We start from the raw sequence: 19162 nt of genomic DNA on the forward strand, positions 1-19162 counted from the left end.
GCTAGTCAACTAGTGCTAGTCAAAAAATTGAGTGCCGCAACGTTAAATGAAGTCATTATTCACCATGTAAATAAGCCTCGCCGGAGAGAGTCCAGCGAGGCTTATAAAAAATCTGTTGTCGATTGACCTGTTGATAATCGTCTAGTTTGTGTATTAAAACTTAGCCGTCAGGCCAACCTTCAAAGCCGAAACACCATAACCGACTTCAGCAAAGGCCCCAATTTTTGGACTGAACAGGTAGCGGGCTCCCGCATGAATGCCAATCCATAACCCGCTGTTGTAGCCGCTACCATAATCACTGTAGCTGTAACCGTACGAATCATGGTAACCCGCATGACGAAACCCAAGCGACGCGCCGATGTAAGGATCAAATTCGGAGTTTTGTACATTCAGGGCTTCTCCCAGATGATAGGAAGCGCGGGCACCGGCGTAGATAAACGTGTAGCCACCGGAATAATAGCCATAGTTATATCGGAAATAGTCGATCGAGCCACCCACCGAAAAGTTGTTTTTTACGTCAACTTCAGCCGAGACTCCCAGCGGTAAACCACCACCATAGTAAGCGGCTAGTCCGACACCGGCATTGAGGTACACGTGCCGCCCATTGGTACCCTTTACTAGTTGGGGTCGGGCCGGTGCCGACTGAGCAACCGGTTTCGCGTGAGCCTCTGTTTGCCGGGACACTACGGGTTCAGAAGTGGGTTTAGTTGCGGACGTTTGTGCTTCTGTTTTTACCGCACCCGTTGGGGCCGGGGCAAGCGCTGTTTTTTTAACCGACGTTTGTGCGGTACGGGTAGCCGAAGCAGCGGGACGAGCTGCGGGTTTCGTGGATGTACGCCGGACGGGTTGCTGGGCCAACGCAGGGCCAACCGAGAGGGTAACGGCCAGGGCTAACGTGGCGAATCGAGTAATCGTTTGCATGATTGATTGTTGTTTCTGTTTTTTTTGAGGAACGCTGCAAACGTACAGCTAGCCCCACCCCTGAACCAGGCATGTTTACACAAACTGCCTTTTTAGGCAGTTGAGATGCGATTTAAGATCCATGAAGTGATTTATTCTATTTGAGTAGCTGGCCTTATCCTGTTCTGACTGAGCATTAAATCAAGGGTAGTTTATGAAAACGCTTAAAAACAAATAGGCTTTGTTTAACCTCAATAATTGCCGTCCACATAAATCTCACTCCGCTCGATAGAGCGATTAAATTTATTAAAACTGGTTTCAATAAATTTGTCTATCCTCTTGAGACCTTTTCTACCTGATGACTTACGAAGCCTTGTCTCCGCTCTTTCTGGGTATGGTTTTGGCCATGTTACTGACCAATACGGTTCAGTGGTTTATGTACCGGGAGCGCATCTACGGTATCTATACCTTATACACCCTTACCTGGGCAGTCTATTTTACGATCAATCATTTTTACCTGCCCCAAAATATTGCTAACTTCGAGAAACTGCTCCTCTCCTATTCTGGGTATATCCTCTATCTGGAGCTGGCAAAGATTTTCCTAAATCTGCAGGAACGGCCCTCCTTTCTGCGTTGGGTAACCCGAGTGCAGTGGCTGCTGGTCTTTTATTGTGTCGTTAAAACCTATATCTACCTGTTCACCGACTTCTGGCAAACACCCTTACATCAAATCCTGCTTCAGCCCATACGATTTGCGCTGCTGGCCGTTGGTAGCTACATCGTTTATTCCTTCTTTCGCTCCAAGGACATGGTGGCCCGGTTTTTTGTGGCCGGAACGGCGTCGCTGCTGATCAACCATTCCATCACCACATTTTTACTGATTCGCTCTCCCGTGCTTGATCAGCAACTACCCTTTTGGGAACACCCCGATTTATTTGTGCAGACGGGCGTGGTGCTGGATCTTATTTTCTTCGCCTTGGGGATATCGTTCCGCCACCGGCAGGAAGCTGTGCATAAGGCGGTTGTGCAGAAAGACCTGGAACGCGAGCGCGAGCAGCGGCACCGCGAATCACTGGAAGCCGACCTCAATCTACAACGCGTGCAGCAGGAAAAAACTGAAATGCAGATGCGGGCCTTGCAAAGCCAGATCAACCCGCATTTTTTGTTCAACGGGTTAAATACACTCTCGTCGCTGATCGACGAAAACCCTGCTCAGGCGGGTGAGTTTGTCGATGAGTTATCTAACGTATACCGGTATTTGTTACGCAGCAACGAAAATGAACTGACCACCCTGCGGGTTGAACTTCGGTTTATCAACTCCTATTTTCACCTACTTAAAACGCGCTTTGGGTGTTCGGTACGGCTGGATATTCAGGTCGATGAAGCGTATTATGAAACGCTCTTACCTCCGCTGACCTTGCAGTTACTGGTCGAGAATGCGGTAAAACATAATGTAGTGATTGCGCAGAAGCCATTACTAATCCGTATTCGGACAACCGCTGACCAGCAACTGATTGTGGAAAACAGCCTCCAACGAAAAACCCTTCGGGTCGAATCCAATGGGGTGGGCTTATCGAATATTGCGGTCAAGTATCAGCTTCTGAATCAGCCGCAATTGGTTATTGAAGAACAGGAAGGGTGGTTTCAGGTCAGGTTACCTCTTTTGAAGGAGCAACCCACTAGCCTTCAATCAGTTAATTAGTGGGACCAATGACTTATAAATTGGTTACTGGCGTTGGCCGCCACTGAAAGGATCGTTCATCAATGGCCCGCATGGTACAGAGTATGCCGTTCAGATGATCAAATTCGTGCTGAATCAACTCCGACATAGCCCAATCCGTAACGTTCCAGGATTGAGGTTGCCAGTGTTCGTCCCGGTAGTTCATGGTCAGTTGCCGGTGTCGCCGAACCCGTACCAGCAAATTAGGGAAGCTCATGCAATCATCCCAAAGGTCATCGGTTTCGGTGCTGACCGACACGAATTCGGGATTTAGGATAACCATAGGTCGGTCTACATTGAGGTAGATCAGCCGTTTCATGATTCCCAGTTGCGGAGCCGCGATGCCCCGTCCAAACTTATACTTGGCCCGAATTTCCTCCATTACATTATGCAGGTCGGCCACCCAGTCCGATACCAGCGGCAGTTCGGCTTCCAGAACGGGCGCGCAGGTTTCATACAAGCGGGGATCGCCCAGGAGCAGAAGGTCGGCAAGGTGCTTCATATTAGTGTCCGGTTCAGGGTTTCCACCAATGTCTCAATCTCCTCATCCGTGTTGAAGTAGTGGGGCGAAATCCGGAGTGCTGCCGTTTTCATGCCTTTCCGATCATAATCCAGAATGGCTGCGCCGTGCGTACTAATGGAGGTATTAATTCGCTCGTTTGACAAAGCAGTTTTCAGATCGGTAGCCGACTTCCGGTCACTGAACAACGTGATGATACTGGATAATCGGTCGCCTTCGTCCAGCAAACGAACGCCCGGCAACTGAGCCAACTTCGTGTGGAGCTTGCGGCAAAGAACCGCATTCCGTTCGGCAATAGCCCCAATTCCTACACTCAGGGCGTAGCGATGTGCTTCGGCGGCCCCCAGCACCAGGGCATGAGCAAACTCCCAATCCTCAAATCGTTTGGCTGTCGGCTCCAGCTTATACGTATCCGCCGACTCCCACGAAGCCCCATGAAGGTCAATGAAAAGGGGAGCCATATTAGCCGCCAAAACCTTATGAGAGACATACAGAAAACCCATTCCACGCGGCCCACGTAGAAATTTCCGGCAGGTGGCGGTCAAAAAATCACATTGAATGGCCTGAACATCCACCAACAACTGCCCTACGGATTGGCAAGCATCGACCAGATAAAGTACATCGTATTCGCGACAGAACTGCCCAATGGCTTCGACGGGCTGGATTAATCCCGAGTTGGTTGGCACATGCGTTACGGCCACTAGGCGGGGCCGTAACGACTTGATTTTTTCGGCCATGTCTTCAACCGAAACACCGGTGGCCGGGTCATGGGCTGCCCGAACAACCTTAACCCCAAACCGCTTCTGCAGGGACAAAAACGCAATCTGGTTGGAGACATAGTCGTTGGTGGTGGTCAGGATTACATCATCCCGCTGAAACGGAATGGACGACAAGGCACGGGCGTAGGCATCGGTGGCATTGGCAGCAGCGGCAATATGGTCGGCGGTCGTATTCAGTAGATCAGCCGTTGCCTGATAAAAATCCTGAATGGCTGTTTTCCGAACTTCAGCAGCTTCGTATCCACCAATTTGGGCTTCGAGCGTAATGTGAGCGGTAATGGCGTCGATGACCGGCTGAGGCATCAAAGATGCTCCGGCATTATTAAAATGGGTGACGTGTTGAACGCCGGGCGTGTCGGCGCGAAGCGTCGTGAGATCAAGCATAGGTAAACAAACTAAAGAACCGACGTCAGCGAAATGACCTGTAGACTAGAGGGGCGTTAGTATGGGTTGGTTTCGAGTAATGCCAGTTCTAAGAAACTGACTAGTTAGGTATTATAAAACCTAACTGTCCCGCGATGGCTGTATCCTCACCGTGAGTGTCAAGTTAAGTTAAATAGAGTGAGCTTCCTTGGTCCGCGTCTTCACGGACCGAGGAAGCACTGACAAGGACATAGCCTTTGACCTGACAGCCATTATGTCTTCACTAACCTTGGAGACCATCAAGCAGGCGATCCCAACTGCGAATCTCTCGCTGCCAATCGGAAGGATCGCCATATTTCTGGGCCACGCCACTCTGCGTCAACTTGGCAAATACTCCTTTTAACGAATCTCTTTTAAACTGTGTTTGAGCGGTGTTCCTTTTCTCTACCAATCGCCCACTCAACCGAGGCAACAACTGCATCAGCAACGCTTCGTCTTCCTCGGAGTCCATTTCAATCAATAACTGGCTCATGACTTCCTGACCGTATATTCAGCAAGATAATAAACTCAAACCGGATTTACTTCCGTCAGGCTCGCCAATCGCAAACTCACCGCCCGTTTGTGGGCCTCGAGCGATTCAGCTTCGGCCATTGCTTCAACGACCGGCCCCAGCAACTGTAACCCCTCCGGACTGATGTGCTGAATAGTAATTTTCTTAACGAAGCTATCCAGCGAAACGCCACTGTAGGCGCGGGCAAAGCCGTTGGTCGGTAGCGTATGGTTGGTTCCCGATGCATAATCGCCCGCCGATTCGGGGGTGTAGTTGCCGAGGAAAATAGAGCCGGCATTGATGATCTTCTCAGCAACTGCTTCCGCGTTTTCAACGCTCAGGATTAAGTGCTCAGCGGCATAGGCATTCAGTAAATCGATGGCATCGGCTTCCGTATCGACCAAAATAGCTTTACTATTTTCCAGCGCTTTTTCGGCCAGTTCCCAGCGAGGTAGTTTACTTAGCTGAGTTGGCAAGGCCAGATTAACCATTGTTATGAGTTTCTTGCTCGTCGACACCAGCAACACCTGACTATCAGCACCGTGTTCGGCCTGGGAAAGCAAATCCGACGCCACAAATGCCGGTATGGCTGAATCATCGGCATAGACAGCCACTTCACTCGGCCCCGCGGGCATGTCGATAGCCATACCTTCTTTGGCCACGAGCATTTTTGCGGCTGTAACATACTGATTGCCTGGCCCAAAAATCTTGTACACCCGCGGTACCGATTCCGTTCCGTAAGCCATTGCTGCTATGGCCTGCGCTCCGCCGATGCGAAATACCTTCGTGATGCCGACGAGCTTAGCCGCAAAATAAATGGCGGGGTGATTACTTGGGGTACAAAGAACAACTTCCCGACAGCCAGCCAGTTGCGCCGGAACGCCCAGCATCAGCACCGTGCTAAAGAGCGGAGCCGTACCACCGGGAATATACAAGCCTACCTTTTCGATACCTACGCTTTTGCGCCAGCACGTAACGCCCGGCATGGTGTCAATTTTTTCGATGGGTTGTTTTTGCCGCTCATGAAAAAGCCGGATGTTCTGATACGCCTGTCCAATGGCGGTTTTCAGCTCGTCACTCAGTTGGCTTTCGGCCGCGTCGAGTTCGGCCTGAGGCACCTCAAGCCCACCCTCCGACAGATCGACTTTATCAAACGTCTGCGCCAGCTCGATCAAAGCCGCGTCGCCCCCGGTGCGAACCCGTGCCAAAATAGGCGCTACGGCCGCTTCAATCTGCTGCGTTGACTGCACCGGCCGAGCCAGGAGCGCGGGCCATTCGGCACGATCGGGGAATGAGATAATATTCATAAATGATGAATGATGGATGATAAATGATGAACAGTAGCCGCTGACTAAATCATTCATCATTCATCATCCATCATTTTTTTAATAAATCATTTTTTCAATTGGGATGACCAGAATTCCTTCGGCACCGGCGGCCCGAATGGCTTCGATATTTTCCCAGAATTCATTTTCATTCAGCACCGAATGGACGGAACTCCAGCCCTCGGTTGCCAGGGGCGTTACGGTCGGGCTTTTCATGCCGGGCAGTAAGGCCGTAATCTGGTCCAGCGCATGGTTGGGTGCGTTCAGGACAATGTATTTATTATTTTTAGCCGCCTGCACCGACTTGATGCGAAACAGGAGTTTATCAACCAGAGCTTGCTTGTCGGCATCGAGTTCAGGCCGGGCAATAAGAATCGCTTCGGACCGAAAAATTGTTTCAACTTCTTTTAACCCGTTGCTTAACAGCGTGCTACCCGAACTGACAATATCGCAAACGGCTTCGGCCAGACCAATACTAGGCGCGATTTCAACCGATCCGCTGATTTCGTGAATCTCGGCCTTAACCCCCTGCCCTGCCAAATAATGGCCCAGCAAATTGGGATACGATGTAGCAATATTTTTACCCTGCAAGTCCTGAATTCCCGTCCAGTCGGTGCCTCGGGGAATGGCAATAGACAGTCGGCATTTCGAAAAGCCCAGTTTATGAACCGTCGTTACGGGTCGCCCGGTTTCAACCGAGACATTTTCCCCAACGATACCCAGATCAGCTACGCCATCTTCCACATAGCCGGGGATATCGTCGTCGCGGAGGAATAAAAACTCTGCCGGAAAGTTCGATGACACAGATTTGAGCTTACCCGTACCATAATCGAAACGGATGCCACACTCTTTAAAAAGTTGATACGAATCTTCGCTCAACCGACCGGATTTTTGCAGTGCAATGCGTAATACAGATGACATTCAGAGAGGTATGATATTGGATGTATAATGCAGTTCATACATCACGTAATTGATTGATTTCTGCGTAAAACCAACAGCCGTTCTGCCTGGTCCAACTGTACTTTAGTCAATCAGGGGGCAAAAGTACATGAAAAAGAGGACAGTCAATTGGTTTGGTGAGTCGACTGTTCAGCGTGTCAACAGGTCATTGTTAACGCGCAGGCCTAGCAGCCGCGATGATGGCGACGATGTCGAAAGGGAGAATGCGTGGCCCGTTGGGAAATCATGGCGCAAAGGTAACAGGAACAGGGTTATTTCAAATCAGCTAGTCAACAAAGAGTGGAACCGATAGGGCGTTTAAATCCTTACGGGTTAGACTGGAACTGCGTATCTTTGTCTTATGATTTTGGAACAGAAACAACAAAATAGACTGACAAATCCCGTGTCCACGGTGGCCGAATCCACGGTGGCCGAATCCACGGCGGCAGCCCTGCCGGTGATGGAAGCGTTTTACACGATTCAGGGAGAAGGCGCCCATACAGGGCGAGCCGCTTATTTTATCCGGCTCGGTGGCTGTGATGTAGGTTGCCACTGGTGCGACGTAAAAGAGTCCTGGGATGCCAGTGTCCATCCGAAACTAAGCATCGATAGCCTTGTTGCGGGGGCTTTGCAGTACCCCGGCCGAATGGCGGTCATTACGGGTGGCGAGCCGCTCATGCACGACCTGACCGACCTCACGGCTTCGTTGCAAGCGGCTGGTTTTCGGACTAATATAGAAACGTCGGGCGTGTGCCAGGTAGTTACGGGTTCCTGGGACTGGATTTGCTTTTCGCCCAAGAAATTCAAAAAGCCAAATCCAGCCATCTATACCCAAGCCGACGAGTTAAAAGTGATCATCTATAATCAGTCGGACTTCGCTTTTGCCGAGTCGTTCGCACCGCATCTTCGCCCCGATTGCAAACTCTTTTTGCAAACAGAATGGAGTCGTTCCAATGAAATGCTACCTCGCATCGTTGAGTACGTAAAAGATCACCCGCAATGGCAAATCTCGTTGCAGACACACAAGTATCTGGATATTCCGTAAAAGTCCCCAAATCCCCAAAGGGGGCTTATTTCAGTGTCATAAATTTTTTCTCAAAGTCCCCTTTGGGGGTTTGGGGACTTTTACTGCTTCTTTCATTCCCCTCCTTTTCGCAGAACCCAAAGGCGAAAGAGCTTTATGCCCAATCCATTAAGCTATTCGGGGAGCGGAAAGCGAGTGAAGCCATTCCATTTATGGAACAGGCCATAAAACTGGATCCTACGTATTCTGATGCTTACATCAAGCTGGGTCAGTTGCATGAATTCACCAAACAGTTTGAACCAGCGCTGAATGCCTACCGGGCGGCCATCCGGATTCAACCGGACAGCCCCGCTTCTGGCGCTGCCTATCAGGCCCTGAGCAATACGCTGCTTCGGCTGGGGCGCTACAGTGAAGCGATTCCTTATCTCGAAAAATACCAGACACAGTTCGCTCCTCAATCGGCTCAGGGAAAACGCGTTGCCCGGCAATTGGAAACTGCCCGCTTTGGCCTGGAAGCCACGCAGCATCCCCAGGCGGTTGACCCCAAGCCGCTGTCGGCCGTCTTGCAAACGACCCCTTCCCAATATTTCCCGGTCCTGACAGCCGATGAACAGACACTGGTCTTTACGGCCCTGAAACCGGAAGGCGATGAAGATCTGATGACCGCCACCTTTAATGGCGAAACCTGGACGCCCCCGGTATCACTGGCGTCGAACATCAATACGCCTGAAAATGAAGGAACAGCCAGCCTTTCGGCCGATGGACGCACGCTGGTGTTCACGGCCTGTCAGGGGCGAAAAGGCTACGGCAGTTGTGATCTGTACGTGAGCCATAAAACCGGCAGTGACTGGTCTAACCCGGAAAACCTGGGGCCCGCCGTCAATACGCACTTCTACGAATCACAGCCCGCCCTTTCGGCTGATGGTCGCCAGTTATACTTTGTTTCCGACCGGCCGGGCGGCAAAGGGCGTCGGGATATTTGGCGCAGTGAGCTTGGCAGCGACGGCAACTGGGCCGAACCGCTGAATCTGGGCGAACCGATCAACACCCCAGCCAACGAGGCATCTCCTTTCCTGCACGCCAATGGACAAAGCCTGTTTTTTGCCTCTGAAGGCCATATTGGTTTAGGTGGGTATGACCTGTTCATCGCTGATCACAGTGCTTCGGGCTGGTCGGCACCCACCAATTTAGGCTACCCAATCAATACGGCCGAAGACCAGGCGTCCTTGTTCGTAGCCGCCAATGGTACACGCGCCTATTATTCGTTTGAAGAACAAAAAGACGGCGTGTCGCAAAAATCCCGGCTCTACACCTTCGACCTGCCCGAATCCTTACGGGATCGGATACGGCCGGTAAGCTTTCTGAAAGGCACCGTAGCCGATGCCAAAACAAAAAAGCCGCTGGCCGCCACGGTTGAGCTAATCGACTTGAAAACCAATTTAGTTGTTTCGCGGGTGGAAGCCGACGCACAAACGGGACACTATACAGCCGTGCTGCCGAGTGGGGGCGAATACGCCCTTTACGTAAGTGTACCTGGTTATCTCTTTAAAAGTCTGTCGTTTGATTTTACCCAGAAAACCAAAGGCGAAGGGCTGTCTCTAAGCGTACCGCTGGAACCGGTTGTTGGGGGTTCGTCGGCGAATGAGACGTTGAGCAATCTATTTTTCGAGTATGGCCGTTACGATCTTGCCGACAAATCCCTGACCGAGCTTAACCGGCTGGCGGTATTTATGCAGACAAATCCGGCCGTTACCATTGAAATTTCGGGCCATACCGACGACAAAGGCGATGCAGCGGCCAACCTGACCCTTTCGCAGAAGCGGGCGCAGGCCGTGGTGGCCTACCTGACAAAGGCGGGTATTCAGCCGGGCCGCATCAAAGCCGTTGGCTACGGAAAAACCAGACCGCTAGTGCCCAATACCTCCGACGAGAACAGGCGTTTAAACCGCCGGATCGAATGGCGAGTGATGTAGAGGATGTATGATATAAGATGTATAGTGTAGGATATAGCTACATACACCCTATATCCTACACCATACATCTTATATCATACATCCTCCCCTACCATACTTCTTCCTTCTCTTTGCTTTCCGCGGGATTTTTTTCAATTTTGTGTATGTTGTCCGAATACCCTCCTGTTTTACGAGGCTATTTTCTTATTTCCAGACGACTTCGCTCCCATTGTAATGACATCCGAACACGTAAAGTGCTTGATTATAGGTTCTGGCCCTGCCGGTTATACAGCCGCCATTTATGCTTCACGGGCCAATATGCAACCAGTTTTGTACCAGGGCGGTCAGCCCGGCGGCCAACTGACTATCACGAATGAAGTCGATAACTTTCCGGGTTATCCAGATGGCGTACAAGGCCCTCAGATGATGCAGGACCTTGAAAATCAAGCCCGTCGATTTGGAACAGACATTCGCTACGGCTTAGTGACCAAAGTTATTTTTTCGGAACAGCCAGGTTTAGGAACACCCCACCGCGCTATCGTCGACGATAAACATGAGATTACGGCCGACTCGGTCATCATTTCAACGGGTGCATCGGCAAAATGGCTTGGCCTTCCTTCCGAGATGCGGCTAAACGGCCGGGGCGTATCTGCCTGCGCCGTTTGTGACGGGTTCTTTTTCCGAGGCCAGGACGTTGCTATCGTTGGTGCCGGCGACACAGCCGCCGAAGAAGCCAGCTATTTAGCGAATCTTTGCCGGAAAGTGTATATGCTGGTTCGTCGGGATGAAATGCGGGCGTCTCATTTCATGCAGAAACGCGTTCAGACTGCCCATAATATTGAAATTCTCTATAATACGTCGACCGAAGAAGTTCTGGGCGACGAGGATGTAACGGGTGTTCGGGTAAAGAACAGCGTAACGGGTGAAGAGCGTATTTTGGACGTAACTGGCTTTTTTGTCGCGATTGGACACAAACCCAATACCGACATTTTTAAAGAATACCTTGACCTTGATGAAAGTGGGTACATCCTGACCGAAAAAGGAAGTACCCGTACAAGTGTTCCCGGTGTATTTGCCTGTGGCGACGCTCAGGATAACATTTATCGGCAGGCAATTACTGCAGCGGGCACAGGCTGTATGGCTGCCCTCGACGCCGAACGTTACCTGGTGACCCTGGAAATGCAGGGAGAAGAAATTGTTCAACAATAAAATTCAATGAGTTTGTGGTTTGTGGGTTACGGTTGGCTGACGCGAACGAAAGCAGGCGTCAGCCAACCGTAACCCACAAACCACAAACTCATCTATATACGATGAGAGAAACCGCTACACGATGGCTGCTGGCCATTGGGTGCTTGTGTTTGACCGTAACGGCACAGGCCCAGGAGCGCGGGCGATTTAAAAATAACCTGCGTATTACCCCAAAAACGGGGAAAAACCCAAATCTTCCGGTCGTCGAACAGCCGCAAAAAGCGGACGACCAATTTGAACAGGAAACAACTCAACTGCGCTTCAATAGCCAGTTTGAGCCAAAAAAAGAATTAAACCCCGTTGTCAGCGAGGATACCAGCCAGATCGAACAGGGTGAAACCAGTGTTGTTGAAGTCATTGACTCGGTACTGGTTGGTACGGAATGGGTTAAAATTGCCGACTACTACGCCGTTTGGGATTCCCGCACTATTGATCCGTACAACATTAATCCACTGGAGTTCGACGAAGCCGTCGACATCAAACTGTATGATCCACCCGCCAACCGGTTTTGGTCAGCACCTTTAAACGAAGGCAAGATGACGTCCAACTTCGGCTACCGCTGGGGCCGCTGGCATACGGGTACGGACCTCGATCTGGACACTGGTGATCCTGTTTATGCCGCCTTCGATGGTATCGTACGCGTGGTTGGCTGGGATGGTAATGGATACGGCCGCTACGTGCTGGTTCGGCATTATAACGGCCTCGAAACCCTCTACGGGCACATGTCCAAGCAAACCGTTGAACCAGGCCAGCTCATTAAAGCGGGTGACCAACTCGGCCTGGGCGGCAGCACTGGACGTAGTTCGGGGCCGCACCTTCACTTCGAGACGCGCTACGAAGGGAACCCATTTAGCCCGCTGAACATCTACTCCTTCCCCGAAAATACAATCAACTCTGATCACTTCCTGCTCACGGGTTCCGTTTGGGATTATCTACGCGGAGGAAGGCCGTCATCATCATCCGAAAGCAGTTCGAGACCGAAATTTAAACGGACCGTATTACACCGCGTTCGGTCGGGTGAAACCCTCAGCTCCATTGCCGACCGGTATGGCATGTCGGTGTCAACCTTAAAGCGTAAAAACCACATTTCAGGCTCACGGCTTCGGCCAGGGCAGAAAATACGGGTACATTAAACGATGGCCCATTGACCAGTGTTACATACCCGAGACTTCAGACACAGGCGCTATGTAACACTGGTCAATGAGCCATCGTTTTTTTGCCTATCCTGACTTACCCTCCTACTGATCTGGCATGAAACGACTTATTTACGCAGTTACTCTACTGTCTGTTCTGAGCTGCACAGATAATGAAAAATCGGCCAGTCAGGAAAAAACCAGCCCTTCTACTGGACAGCAGCCCGAAAACTCAGCAGGCGCGCCCTCCAATGAGCCGTCTTCATCCCCCAAATCAAGTCAGCAAAATAGCCCTGCTACTGGCGCCACAACCTGGACGTATGAAAACAAAGTAGACAAGGACGGGAAGACCGTTAATAAAGCAGTCCTGACTTCACCGACAGTATTGAACTTCGATTTTCCTTATACGGGCGGTTCAACTGTGACGTTAACGCTTCGCCATAAAAACAGTCTTACGTATAGCTATCTGGAGGTCTCCAAAGGGCAGTTCAACCGAAGTTTCCAGGGTGGAAACGCCAGCATTCGATTCGATGGTAAACCGCCCGTCCGGTATTCACTGTCTGCAGCCGAGAATGGTCGGGCTAACATCGTATTTTTTGATTCAGCCCAAATGTTGATTAATCAGATGAAAGGGGCACGTAAAATGGTCGTGGATGTTGAGTTTGAGGGCCAGGGTAAACGACATATTGAGTTTACGACCCGCGGCTTACGTTGGAATCATTAATTCCTTCCCATCGACTTATTGGCAAGCCCGCCGAACCAATGCCGAAACCACAAGGTTATTCCTTTTCGGGATAGACCATGACCTTGTCCGAGAATGTATACCGCTGTGGATCAGACGCTTTTATTACTAACCCCGCCCTTTACGCAGCTAAACACGCCCTACCCGGCCACAGCTTATCTGAAAGGATTCCTGCAAACCAAAGGAATCAGATCGTATCAGGCAGATTTGGGGATTGAGGTTATCCTAAACTTGTTTTCGGCGACGGGATTGGCGTCGATGTTTGCGGAACTGGAAGCCAGCGATGCCGAACTGACCGACAACAGTTACCGGATCTGCCGCCTGCAAAACGATTACATCAGCACCATTGACCCCGTAATTCGGTTTCTACAGAACAAAAATCCAACCCTTGCCCACAGCATCTGTGACCGTACGTATCTGCCTGAAGCTTCACGATTTGCCCAGTTGGAAGAGCTGGACTGGGCGTTCGGGACGATGGGCATTCACGATAAAGCCCGGCATCTGGCAACACTTTATCTGGAAGATCTAAGTGACCTCATTCAGGAAGCCGTCGATCCGCATTTTGGATTCAGCCGGTATGCCGAACGACTGGGACGCTCGGCTACGCACTTCGATGAACTACACGATGCTTTACAGGCACCCTATACACGCGTATCCTCCAAGTTGGTTGAGCTACTGGAACAGAAAATTCAGCAATGGCACCCCGATGTTGTCTGTTTAACGGTTCCGTTTCCGGGCAATTTATATGGCGCTCTCACCTGTGGCAAGTACCTGAAGCAACACCACCCAGCCATCAAAGTCGTTATGGGGGGAGGCTACGCCAATACTGAATTGCGGTCACTAACGGAGCCCCGCGTCTTCGATTACGTTGATTTTATCTGCCTGGATGATGGCGAAGCACCCCTGTTGTCGCTGCTCGACTATCTGTCGGGTCAACGGGAACTAACTCAGTTGAAGCGCGTTTATGCCCGAATCGAAGGCGTAGTTACCTATTTCAATGGTGCTCGGGAAAGAGATGTTCCTCAACGCGAAACGGGCACACCCAACTACCGCGATCTACCGTTGCACGACTACCTGTCCGTTATTGAAGTCGTCAACCCCATGCACCGGCTCTGGAGCGACGGCCGCTGGAACAAATTAACGCTTGCACACGGCTGCTATTGGGGCAAGTGCTCATTTTGTGATGTTACGCTGGATTATATCAAACGCTACGAACCGGTTACAGCCTCGCTCCTGTGCGACCGAATCGAGGAAATCATTGAGCAGACGGGGCAAAATGGCTTTCATTTTGTCGATGAAGCCGCTCCACCAGCGCTCATGCGCGATCTGGCGCTGGAGATTATCCGCCGGAAATTAACCGTGACCTGGTGGACGAATATCCGGTTTGAATCCAGCTTCACGGCGGACTTGTGTACGCTGTTGAAAGCATCGGGCTGCATTGCCGTATCGGGTGGCTTGGAGGTTGCCTCGGACCGATTACTGGAGCGCATGAAGAAAGGGGTAACGGTAGCTCAGGTGGCCCGCGTGGCCGAAGCGTTCACCCAGGCGGGTATCATGGTTCATGCGTACCTGATGTATGGATTTCCGACACAAACCATGCAGGAAACCATCGATTCTCTGGAGATGGTCCGTCAGTTATTTATGAACGGCATAGTTCAGTCGGGCTTCTGGCATCGGTTTGCCATGACGGCTCATAGCCCGGTTGGAGTTGATCCGGCGAGTTTCGATGTCATGCGCCTTGGCCCAACCATTACTCCAGATCGTTTTGCCGTCTTCGCTGATAACGATCTGGAGCACAGCGACCCAACCGGAGCCGACCATGATTTGTTTGCGGAGGGATTGCGAAAATCCCTGTTCAACTACATGCATGATGTGGGCTTCGATTTACCGCTTCAAAAATGGTTCACGTTCAAAGTTCCGACTACCTCCATCCCACCCCGCTACATCGAGAAAGCCATTAGCCAGAACCCGGAGAAAGACCCGAGGCCAAACGCTTTCGTTATCTGGCCGGGCCACTTGCCCAGCCTGGACGTTTTCGAACTTCAGCAGGGACGTAACCTAGTGGAGATGGCCGAATTGGAGTTTTATAGCAAACAGGGGCAATGGCTGCTCGAAGCGCCTGTGTCCGTGGGGTACTGGCTGATGGATACCCTACCCCGGCTACTCATTGGTCAGCATGAACCGTGTTCGCTGGCTGAACTGAAAGCCAATTTCGACAGGTGCGAATTGGGTAACTTCGATGCCTTTACCCGATCAGCCGTTTGGGGAAAGCTTCGGGAGCAGGGCTTGTTGATAGTGTAATACCCGTTTACTCCTTAGAATTCCATTAGATTTTGGGATACCATTAATCATATATACGTTTCGGACGTTTAGTACCTAATCGTGTTTCTCTGATAAATGGCGGATAGACCCTCCCGATACGCACAGGTGCTGGCCTGGCTTGATCAACATGTCATTAAACGGCTATACACGGAGCGTGTCCGCCGGATTATTTTACAAAGTTTACCCTTTTGGGTGGCCTCCCTGCTAACCGGCCTGGTAGCGGTGGGTTACGAAGAAATATTCGTCTGGGCTGAGCAAACCAGCTTTACCTGGATTGAGAAACAGCCCTATCTGGTATTTATCCTGACACCGGTGGCCTTCGTTCTTGCCTGGTTGCTGGTAGCCAAACTTGCTCCTGCCGCACGGGGCAGCGGTATTCCACAAGTAATGGCGGGTATTGAGCTGTCCAGCCCGACAACGTATGGTCGTACGGGCTATTTGTTAAGTCTGCGGGTAGCCGTCGTGAAGGTTTTAAGTAGTGTTGTTCTGTTGCTGGGCGGTGGCGTGATTGGCCGGGAAGGCCCAACGATTCAGGTTTCAGCCGCCATTTTTCGTGCTATCAATCGATTGCAACCGGCCGGATGGCCGCAGCTTTCCCGACAGATTGCCCTCGTTACAGGGGGTGCCGCCGGACTGGCAGCCGCCTTCAATACACCTCTGGGCGGCATTGTCTTCGTGGTCGAAGAGCTTACTCAAACCCACATAACCCGCTTCCGAACGGCCGTTTTCACGGCGGTGATCATTGCCGGTATGACGGCACAAGCTATTCAGGGCCCTTATCTGTATCTGGGATTTCCAAAAGTTACCGCATCGACGGGTTGGTTTCTGGGTATTGTTGTCTTTACCGCCATGCTTTGCGGACTGGCGGGAGCTATTTTTGCCAAAACATTATTGTGGGTCAATGGCTATCGTCGTCGGTTTGGTACACCTTTAACGCAGGCCGCCTGGGTGGCCACATGCGGGCTCGTTTTGGCGGCTATTGCTTTTTGGGTAGGTACAGACGCGGTGGGCACCGGAAAGCCAATCATCAACCGGCTATTATTTCAAAACGATCACCAGACGCCCTGGTACCTTTTCGTCGTACGCTTTTTGGGTATGGCCCTGAGTTACAGCAGCGGGGCAGCAGGGGGTATTTTTGCCACTTCACTCAGCGCCGGAGCCATTCTGGGCGATGCCTTCGCCCGACTCGCGAGAGTTACGCCCAGCGATACCAATCTGGTCATTATGGTCAGTATGGTGAGCTTCCTGACGGGCGTTGTCCGGTCACCCTTCACGGCTGCGATTCTGGTACTGGAAATGACGGATCGGCACTCGGCTATTTTTCAATTACTGCTGGGTGGGCTTATGGCCCAGGGAGCCGCATCGCTCATTGATCCGGTGTCTTTCTACGAGCATCTGAAAGAAGGGTTTGTTCGGGAAGCGATGGCACAACCCATGTTGAGTAAGCCTGTTAGCCAGGCCTAACTATAAATAAAGCCCTGACACGACGCCAGGGCTTTATTTCGTTCAAACGGTTTTGAGCCGTTGGCTACTTGCTTAACTAGCCAGGAAATTGACAGCCTGCTTCAGTGTCCGCTCATTGTGGTTTTCCGGATCAGTGTAGGAACGTTCGCCTACCTCTATCGTCATTTCTTTACCCACAAGTTGTTTCGTGTCGAGGTCTTTGCCTTCCTGTACCGGAATCCCGGCCATCTCAAACAGATTGACAATAGCAGGCATTCCTGCCGACGATTGATAAAACCGATGCGAGATATACCCGTCTTCGTTTTCGAATCGAACCGCAAAGAATGGAATTCCTTTGTATTCGCTCGACCCTTCATCAATATGAGTGATCGTAACTGTCTGCCGTCCGTCAGCCAGCAATGTTTTATCCTGTCCCTTTTCTACTGCAATTTTCATGTCGTTGAGATTATGTTTTATTTATATTATAAACTCAAATATACCCGGTTTGTTTCCGCTTGATTCAACAAATAGCAGCCTAAACTCTGCTCATGTCAATTTAAATAAAGTTCCAGGTTCACCAGACTATATTACAAGTACATTATATACCTATTCATCCTGTTGGTTTCCAACCCTCATCGTTCCCATTTTTGTTGGAATAGGGCCTGCGATCAGGTGGCCCGCGTGGCTGGCTGACCGAATTTATTCATCCCGTTTACTCTAAAACAAATCTAAAACTGTACTGGCAACAACATCTTAACGTTACCAGATTATGACTTTCTTCAATTTCCTGACAAGTGACATTGCAATAGATTTAGGCACAGCGAATACCTTGATTATTCACAAGGATCGGATTGTGGTGGATGAGCCTTCGATTATTGCCATGGACAGATTAAGTGGCAAGGTATTGGCCATCGGCCATAAGGCTATGCAAATGCACGAAAAGACGAACGAAAATATTAAAACGATTCGTCCCCTGAAAGATGGCGTTATCGCCGATTTCACAGCCGCCGAACTAATGATTCGCGGATTAATCAAACTGCTTGAAAGTAGTGGAAAACTATTTTCGCCCTCCCACCGGATGGTTGTCTCGATCCCATCGGGTATCACCGAAGTAGAAAAACGGGCCGTCAAAGACTCCTGCGAGCATGCGGGTGCCAAACAGGTATACATGGTATTTGAACCTATTGCCGCAGCCATTGGCATCGGAATCGACATTACCCAGCCTAATGGAACCATGATCGTTGACATTGGCGGAGGCACTACCGAAATCGCGGTGATTGCGTTATCCGGCATTGTTTGCGAGCAATCCATCCGAACAGCCGGGGACGTTTTCACCCGCGACATTGTCGATTACATCCGTCGTGAACATAATCTGTTTATCGGCGAACGATCGGCCGAACAGATTAAAATGGAGGTGGGCTCGGCTCTTTCGGAGCTGGACAATCCACCGGCCGATTATGAAGTACGCGGGCGTGATCTGATGACGGGCATTCCGAAAGAAATCAAAGTGACTTATAGCGAGATTGCCTACGCGCTGGAAAAATCAGTATCGAAAATCGAAGAGGCAACGATGAAGGCGCTGGAAATGGCTCCTCCTGAACTGTCGGCAGATATTTATACCAATGGCATTCATCTGACGGGTGGCGGAGCCTTGTTGCATGGGCTCGACCGGCGACTATCGTCGAAGACCAAATTGCCGGTTCATGTTGCCGAAGATCCGCTGAAAGCCGTTGTCAAAGGCACGGGCGAGGTGATCAAGAACATGGAGATGTATCAGTCCGTTTTGATCAGTTAACCAATATTCAGTCTGTTTAGCTTTGTCCCGGTTGGTTCTAACGGGTCCCTACGGGCTATAGCTCGTATTCAAATTGAAAGGCAACACGGGTTAAAGCCCGTAGGGACCCGTAAGAACCAACCGGAGTCATGGCTCATTATATACCGATCAACGGCCACGTTTAGCGCAACAAATTGGGTATGTTGACCAACCAGGCGATCAGAAGCGTAAGCAGGAAAACTACGCCCATAAAAATTAACAACCAATCCGGTTTTCGGGAGGGATCCTCGGGCGAGCTTCCGGATCGTTTATGGCCCTTGCTCTGCCGAACCGGATTCGGTATGAATGAAGCAGGTTGCGCGTGAAGCAATTCTTGAGCGGCCATACTATAGCTTTAATGCTAGAACAGAGTTGAATAATACAAACTC

The 19162-nt window shown here is 50.8% G+C and carries 17 protein-coding genes; 9 read left to right on the top strand and 8 right to left on the bottom strand.

Going from position 1 to position 19162, the window contains the following annotated elements; translation table 11 throughout:
* Window positions 1-153: 153 nt before the first annotated feature.
* Window positions 154-921: a hypothetical protein gene (locus SD10_RS13435; protein ID WP_046574253.1), complete on the bottom strand. Its 768-nt coding sequence runs from the start codon at window positions 919-921 to the stop codon at window positions 154-156.
* A 337-nt stretch (window positions 922-1258) separates the two neighbouring features.
* On the opposite strand from SD10_RS13435, the gene SD10_RS13440 reads away from it, so the two are divergent.
* Window positions 1259-2602: a sensor histidine kinase gene (locus SD10_RS13440; protein ID WP_046574254.1), complete on the top strand. Its 1344-nt coding sequence runs from the start codon at window positions 1259-1261 to the stop codon at window positions 2600-2602.
* 13 nt (window positions 2603-2615) lie between these two features.
* Here SD10_RS13440 and SD10_RS13445 read toward each other — a convergent pair whose 3' ends face one another.
* The 5 genes from SD10_RS13445 to hisG all read right to left on the bottom strand — a co-directional run bounded on the left by SD10_RS13445 (window position 2616) and on the right by hisG (window position 7078).
* Complete coding sequence (locus SD10_RS13445; protein WP_046574256.1) at window positions 2616-3122, bottom strand: peptide deformylase; 507 nt, start codon at window positions 3120-3122, stop codon at window positions 2616-2618.
* On the bottom strand, window positions 3119-4303 hold the full coding sequence (locus tag SD10_RS13450; protein WP_046574258.1) for an aminotransferase class V-fold PLP-dependent enzyme: 1185 nt from the start codon (window positions 4301-4303) through the stop codon (window positions 3119-3121). Before SD10_RS13450 ends, SD10_RS13445 begins: the two co-directional genes overlap by 4 nt.
* A 262-nt stretch (window positions 4304-4565) precedes the next feature.
* The gene (locus SD10_RS13455) at window positions 4566-4814 is read right to left on the bottom strand and encodes a hypothetical protein (protein WP_046574259.1); all 249 of its coding nucleotides are present in this window, start codon (window positions 4812-4814) and stop codon (window positions 4566-4568) included.
* Between the two features lie 35 nt (window positions 4815-4849).
* Window positions 4850-6139, bottom strand: coding sequence for a histidinol dehydrogenase (hisD, locus tag SD10_RS13460; RefSeq protein ID WP_046574260.1), 1290 nt, complete (start codon window positions 6137-6139; stop codon window positions 4850-4852).
* 78 nt (window positions 6140-6217) lie between these two features.
* Window positions 6218-7078 (bottom strand): ATP phosphoribosyltransferase, encoded by an 861-nt coding sequence (gene hisG, locus SD10_RS13465; RefSeq protein WP_046574262.1) that lies wholly within the window; start codon window positions 7076-7078, stop codon window positions 6218-6220.
* A gap of 379 nt (window positions 7079-7457) precedes the next feature.
* On the opposite strand from hisG, the gene SD10_RS13475 reads away from it, so the two are divergent.
* From SD10_RS13475 to SD10_RS13505, 7 genes are all read left to right on the top strand, one after another.
* Entirely contained in the window at window positions 7458-8141 is a 684-nt protein-coding gene (locus SD10_RS13475) for a 7-carboxy-7-deazaguanine synthase QueE (protein WP_394330465.1), read from the top strand.
* On the top strand, window positions 8096-10093 hold the full coding sequence (locus tag SD10_RS13480) for an OmpA family protein (protein WP_046574267.1): 1998 nt from the start codon (window positions 8096-8098) through the stop codon (window positions 10091-10093). Before SD10_RS13475 ends, SD10_RS13480 begins: the two co-directional genes overlap by 46 nt.
* Before the next feature lie 213 nt (window positions 10094-10306).
* The gene (gene trxB / locus SD10_RS13485; protein ID WP_046574268.1) at window positions 10307-11281 is read left to right on the top strand and encodes a thioredoxin-disulfide reductase; all 975 of its coding nucleotides are present in this window, start codon (window positions 10307-10309) and stop codon (window positions 11279-11281) included.
* A gap of 101 nt (window positions 11282-11382) precedes the next feature.
* Window positions 11383-12453 carry a peptidoglycan DD-metalloendopeptidase family protein gene (locus tag SD10_RS13490; RefSeq protein WP_046574274.1) on the top strand — a complete coding sequence of 357 codons (1071 nt, stop codon included), beginning with the start codon at window positions 11383-11385 and terminating at the stop codon, window positions 12451-12453.
* A 118-nt stretch (window positions 12454-12571) separates the two neighbouring features.
* On the top strand, window positions 12572-13177 hold the full coding sequence (locus SD10_RS13495; RefSeq protein WP_046574276.1) for a hypothetical protein: 606 nt from the start codon (window positions 12572-12574) through the stop codon (window positions 13175-13177).
* A 93-nt stretch (window positions 13178-13270) separates the two neighbouring features.
* The gene (locus tag SD10_RS13500) at window positions 13271-15496 is read left to right on the top strand and encodes a B12-binding domain-containing radical SAM protein (protein WP_227699213.1); all 2226 of its coding nucleotides are present in this window, start codon (window positions 13271-13273) and stop codon (window positions 15494-15496) included.
* Window positions 15497-15592: 96 nt separating this feature from the next.
* On the top strand, window positions 15593-16981 hold the full coding sequence (locus SD10_RS13505; protein WP_052731181.1) for a chloride channel protein: 1389 nt from the start codon (window positions 15593-15595) through the stop codon (window positions 16979-16981).
* Between the two features lie 72 nt (window positions 16982-17053).
* On the opposite strand, the gene SD10_RS13510 is transcribed toward SD10_RS13505, so the two are convergent.
* Window positions 17054-17416, bottom strand: coding sequence for a hypothetical protein (locus tag SD10_RS13510; protein WP_046574278.1), 363 nt, complete (start codon window positions 17414-17416; stop codon window positions 17054-17056).
* 313 nt (window positions 17417-17729) lie between these two features.
* On the opposite strand from SD10_RS13510, the gene SD10_RS13515 reads away from it, so the two are divergent.
* Window positions 17730-18755 (top strand): rod shape-determining protein, encoded by a 1026-nt coding sequence (locus SD10_RS13515; protein WP_046574280.1) that lies wholly within the window; start codon window positions 17730-17732, stop codon window positions 18753-18755.
* A gap of 160 nt (window positions 18756-18915) precedes the next feature.
* Here SD10_RS13515 and SD10_RS13520 read toward each other — a convergent pair whose 3' ends face one another.
* A complete protein-coding gene (locus SD10_RS13520) occupies window positions 18916-19119 on the bottom strand; it encodes a hypothetical protein (RefSeq protein ID WP_046574282.1) in 204 nt (67 codons plus the stop codon).
* Window positions 19120-19162 lie beyond the last annotated feature (43 nt).

The organism is Spirosoma radiotolerans, from assembly GCF_000974425.1.
In the GTDB taxonomy this organism is placed as follows: domain Bacteria; phylum Bacteroidota; class Bacteroidia; order Cytophagales; family Spirosomataceae; genus Spirosoma; species Spirosoma radiotolerans.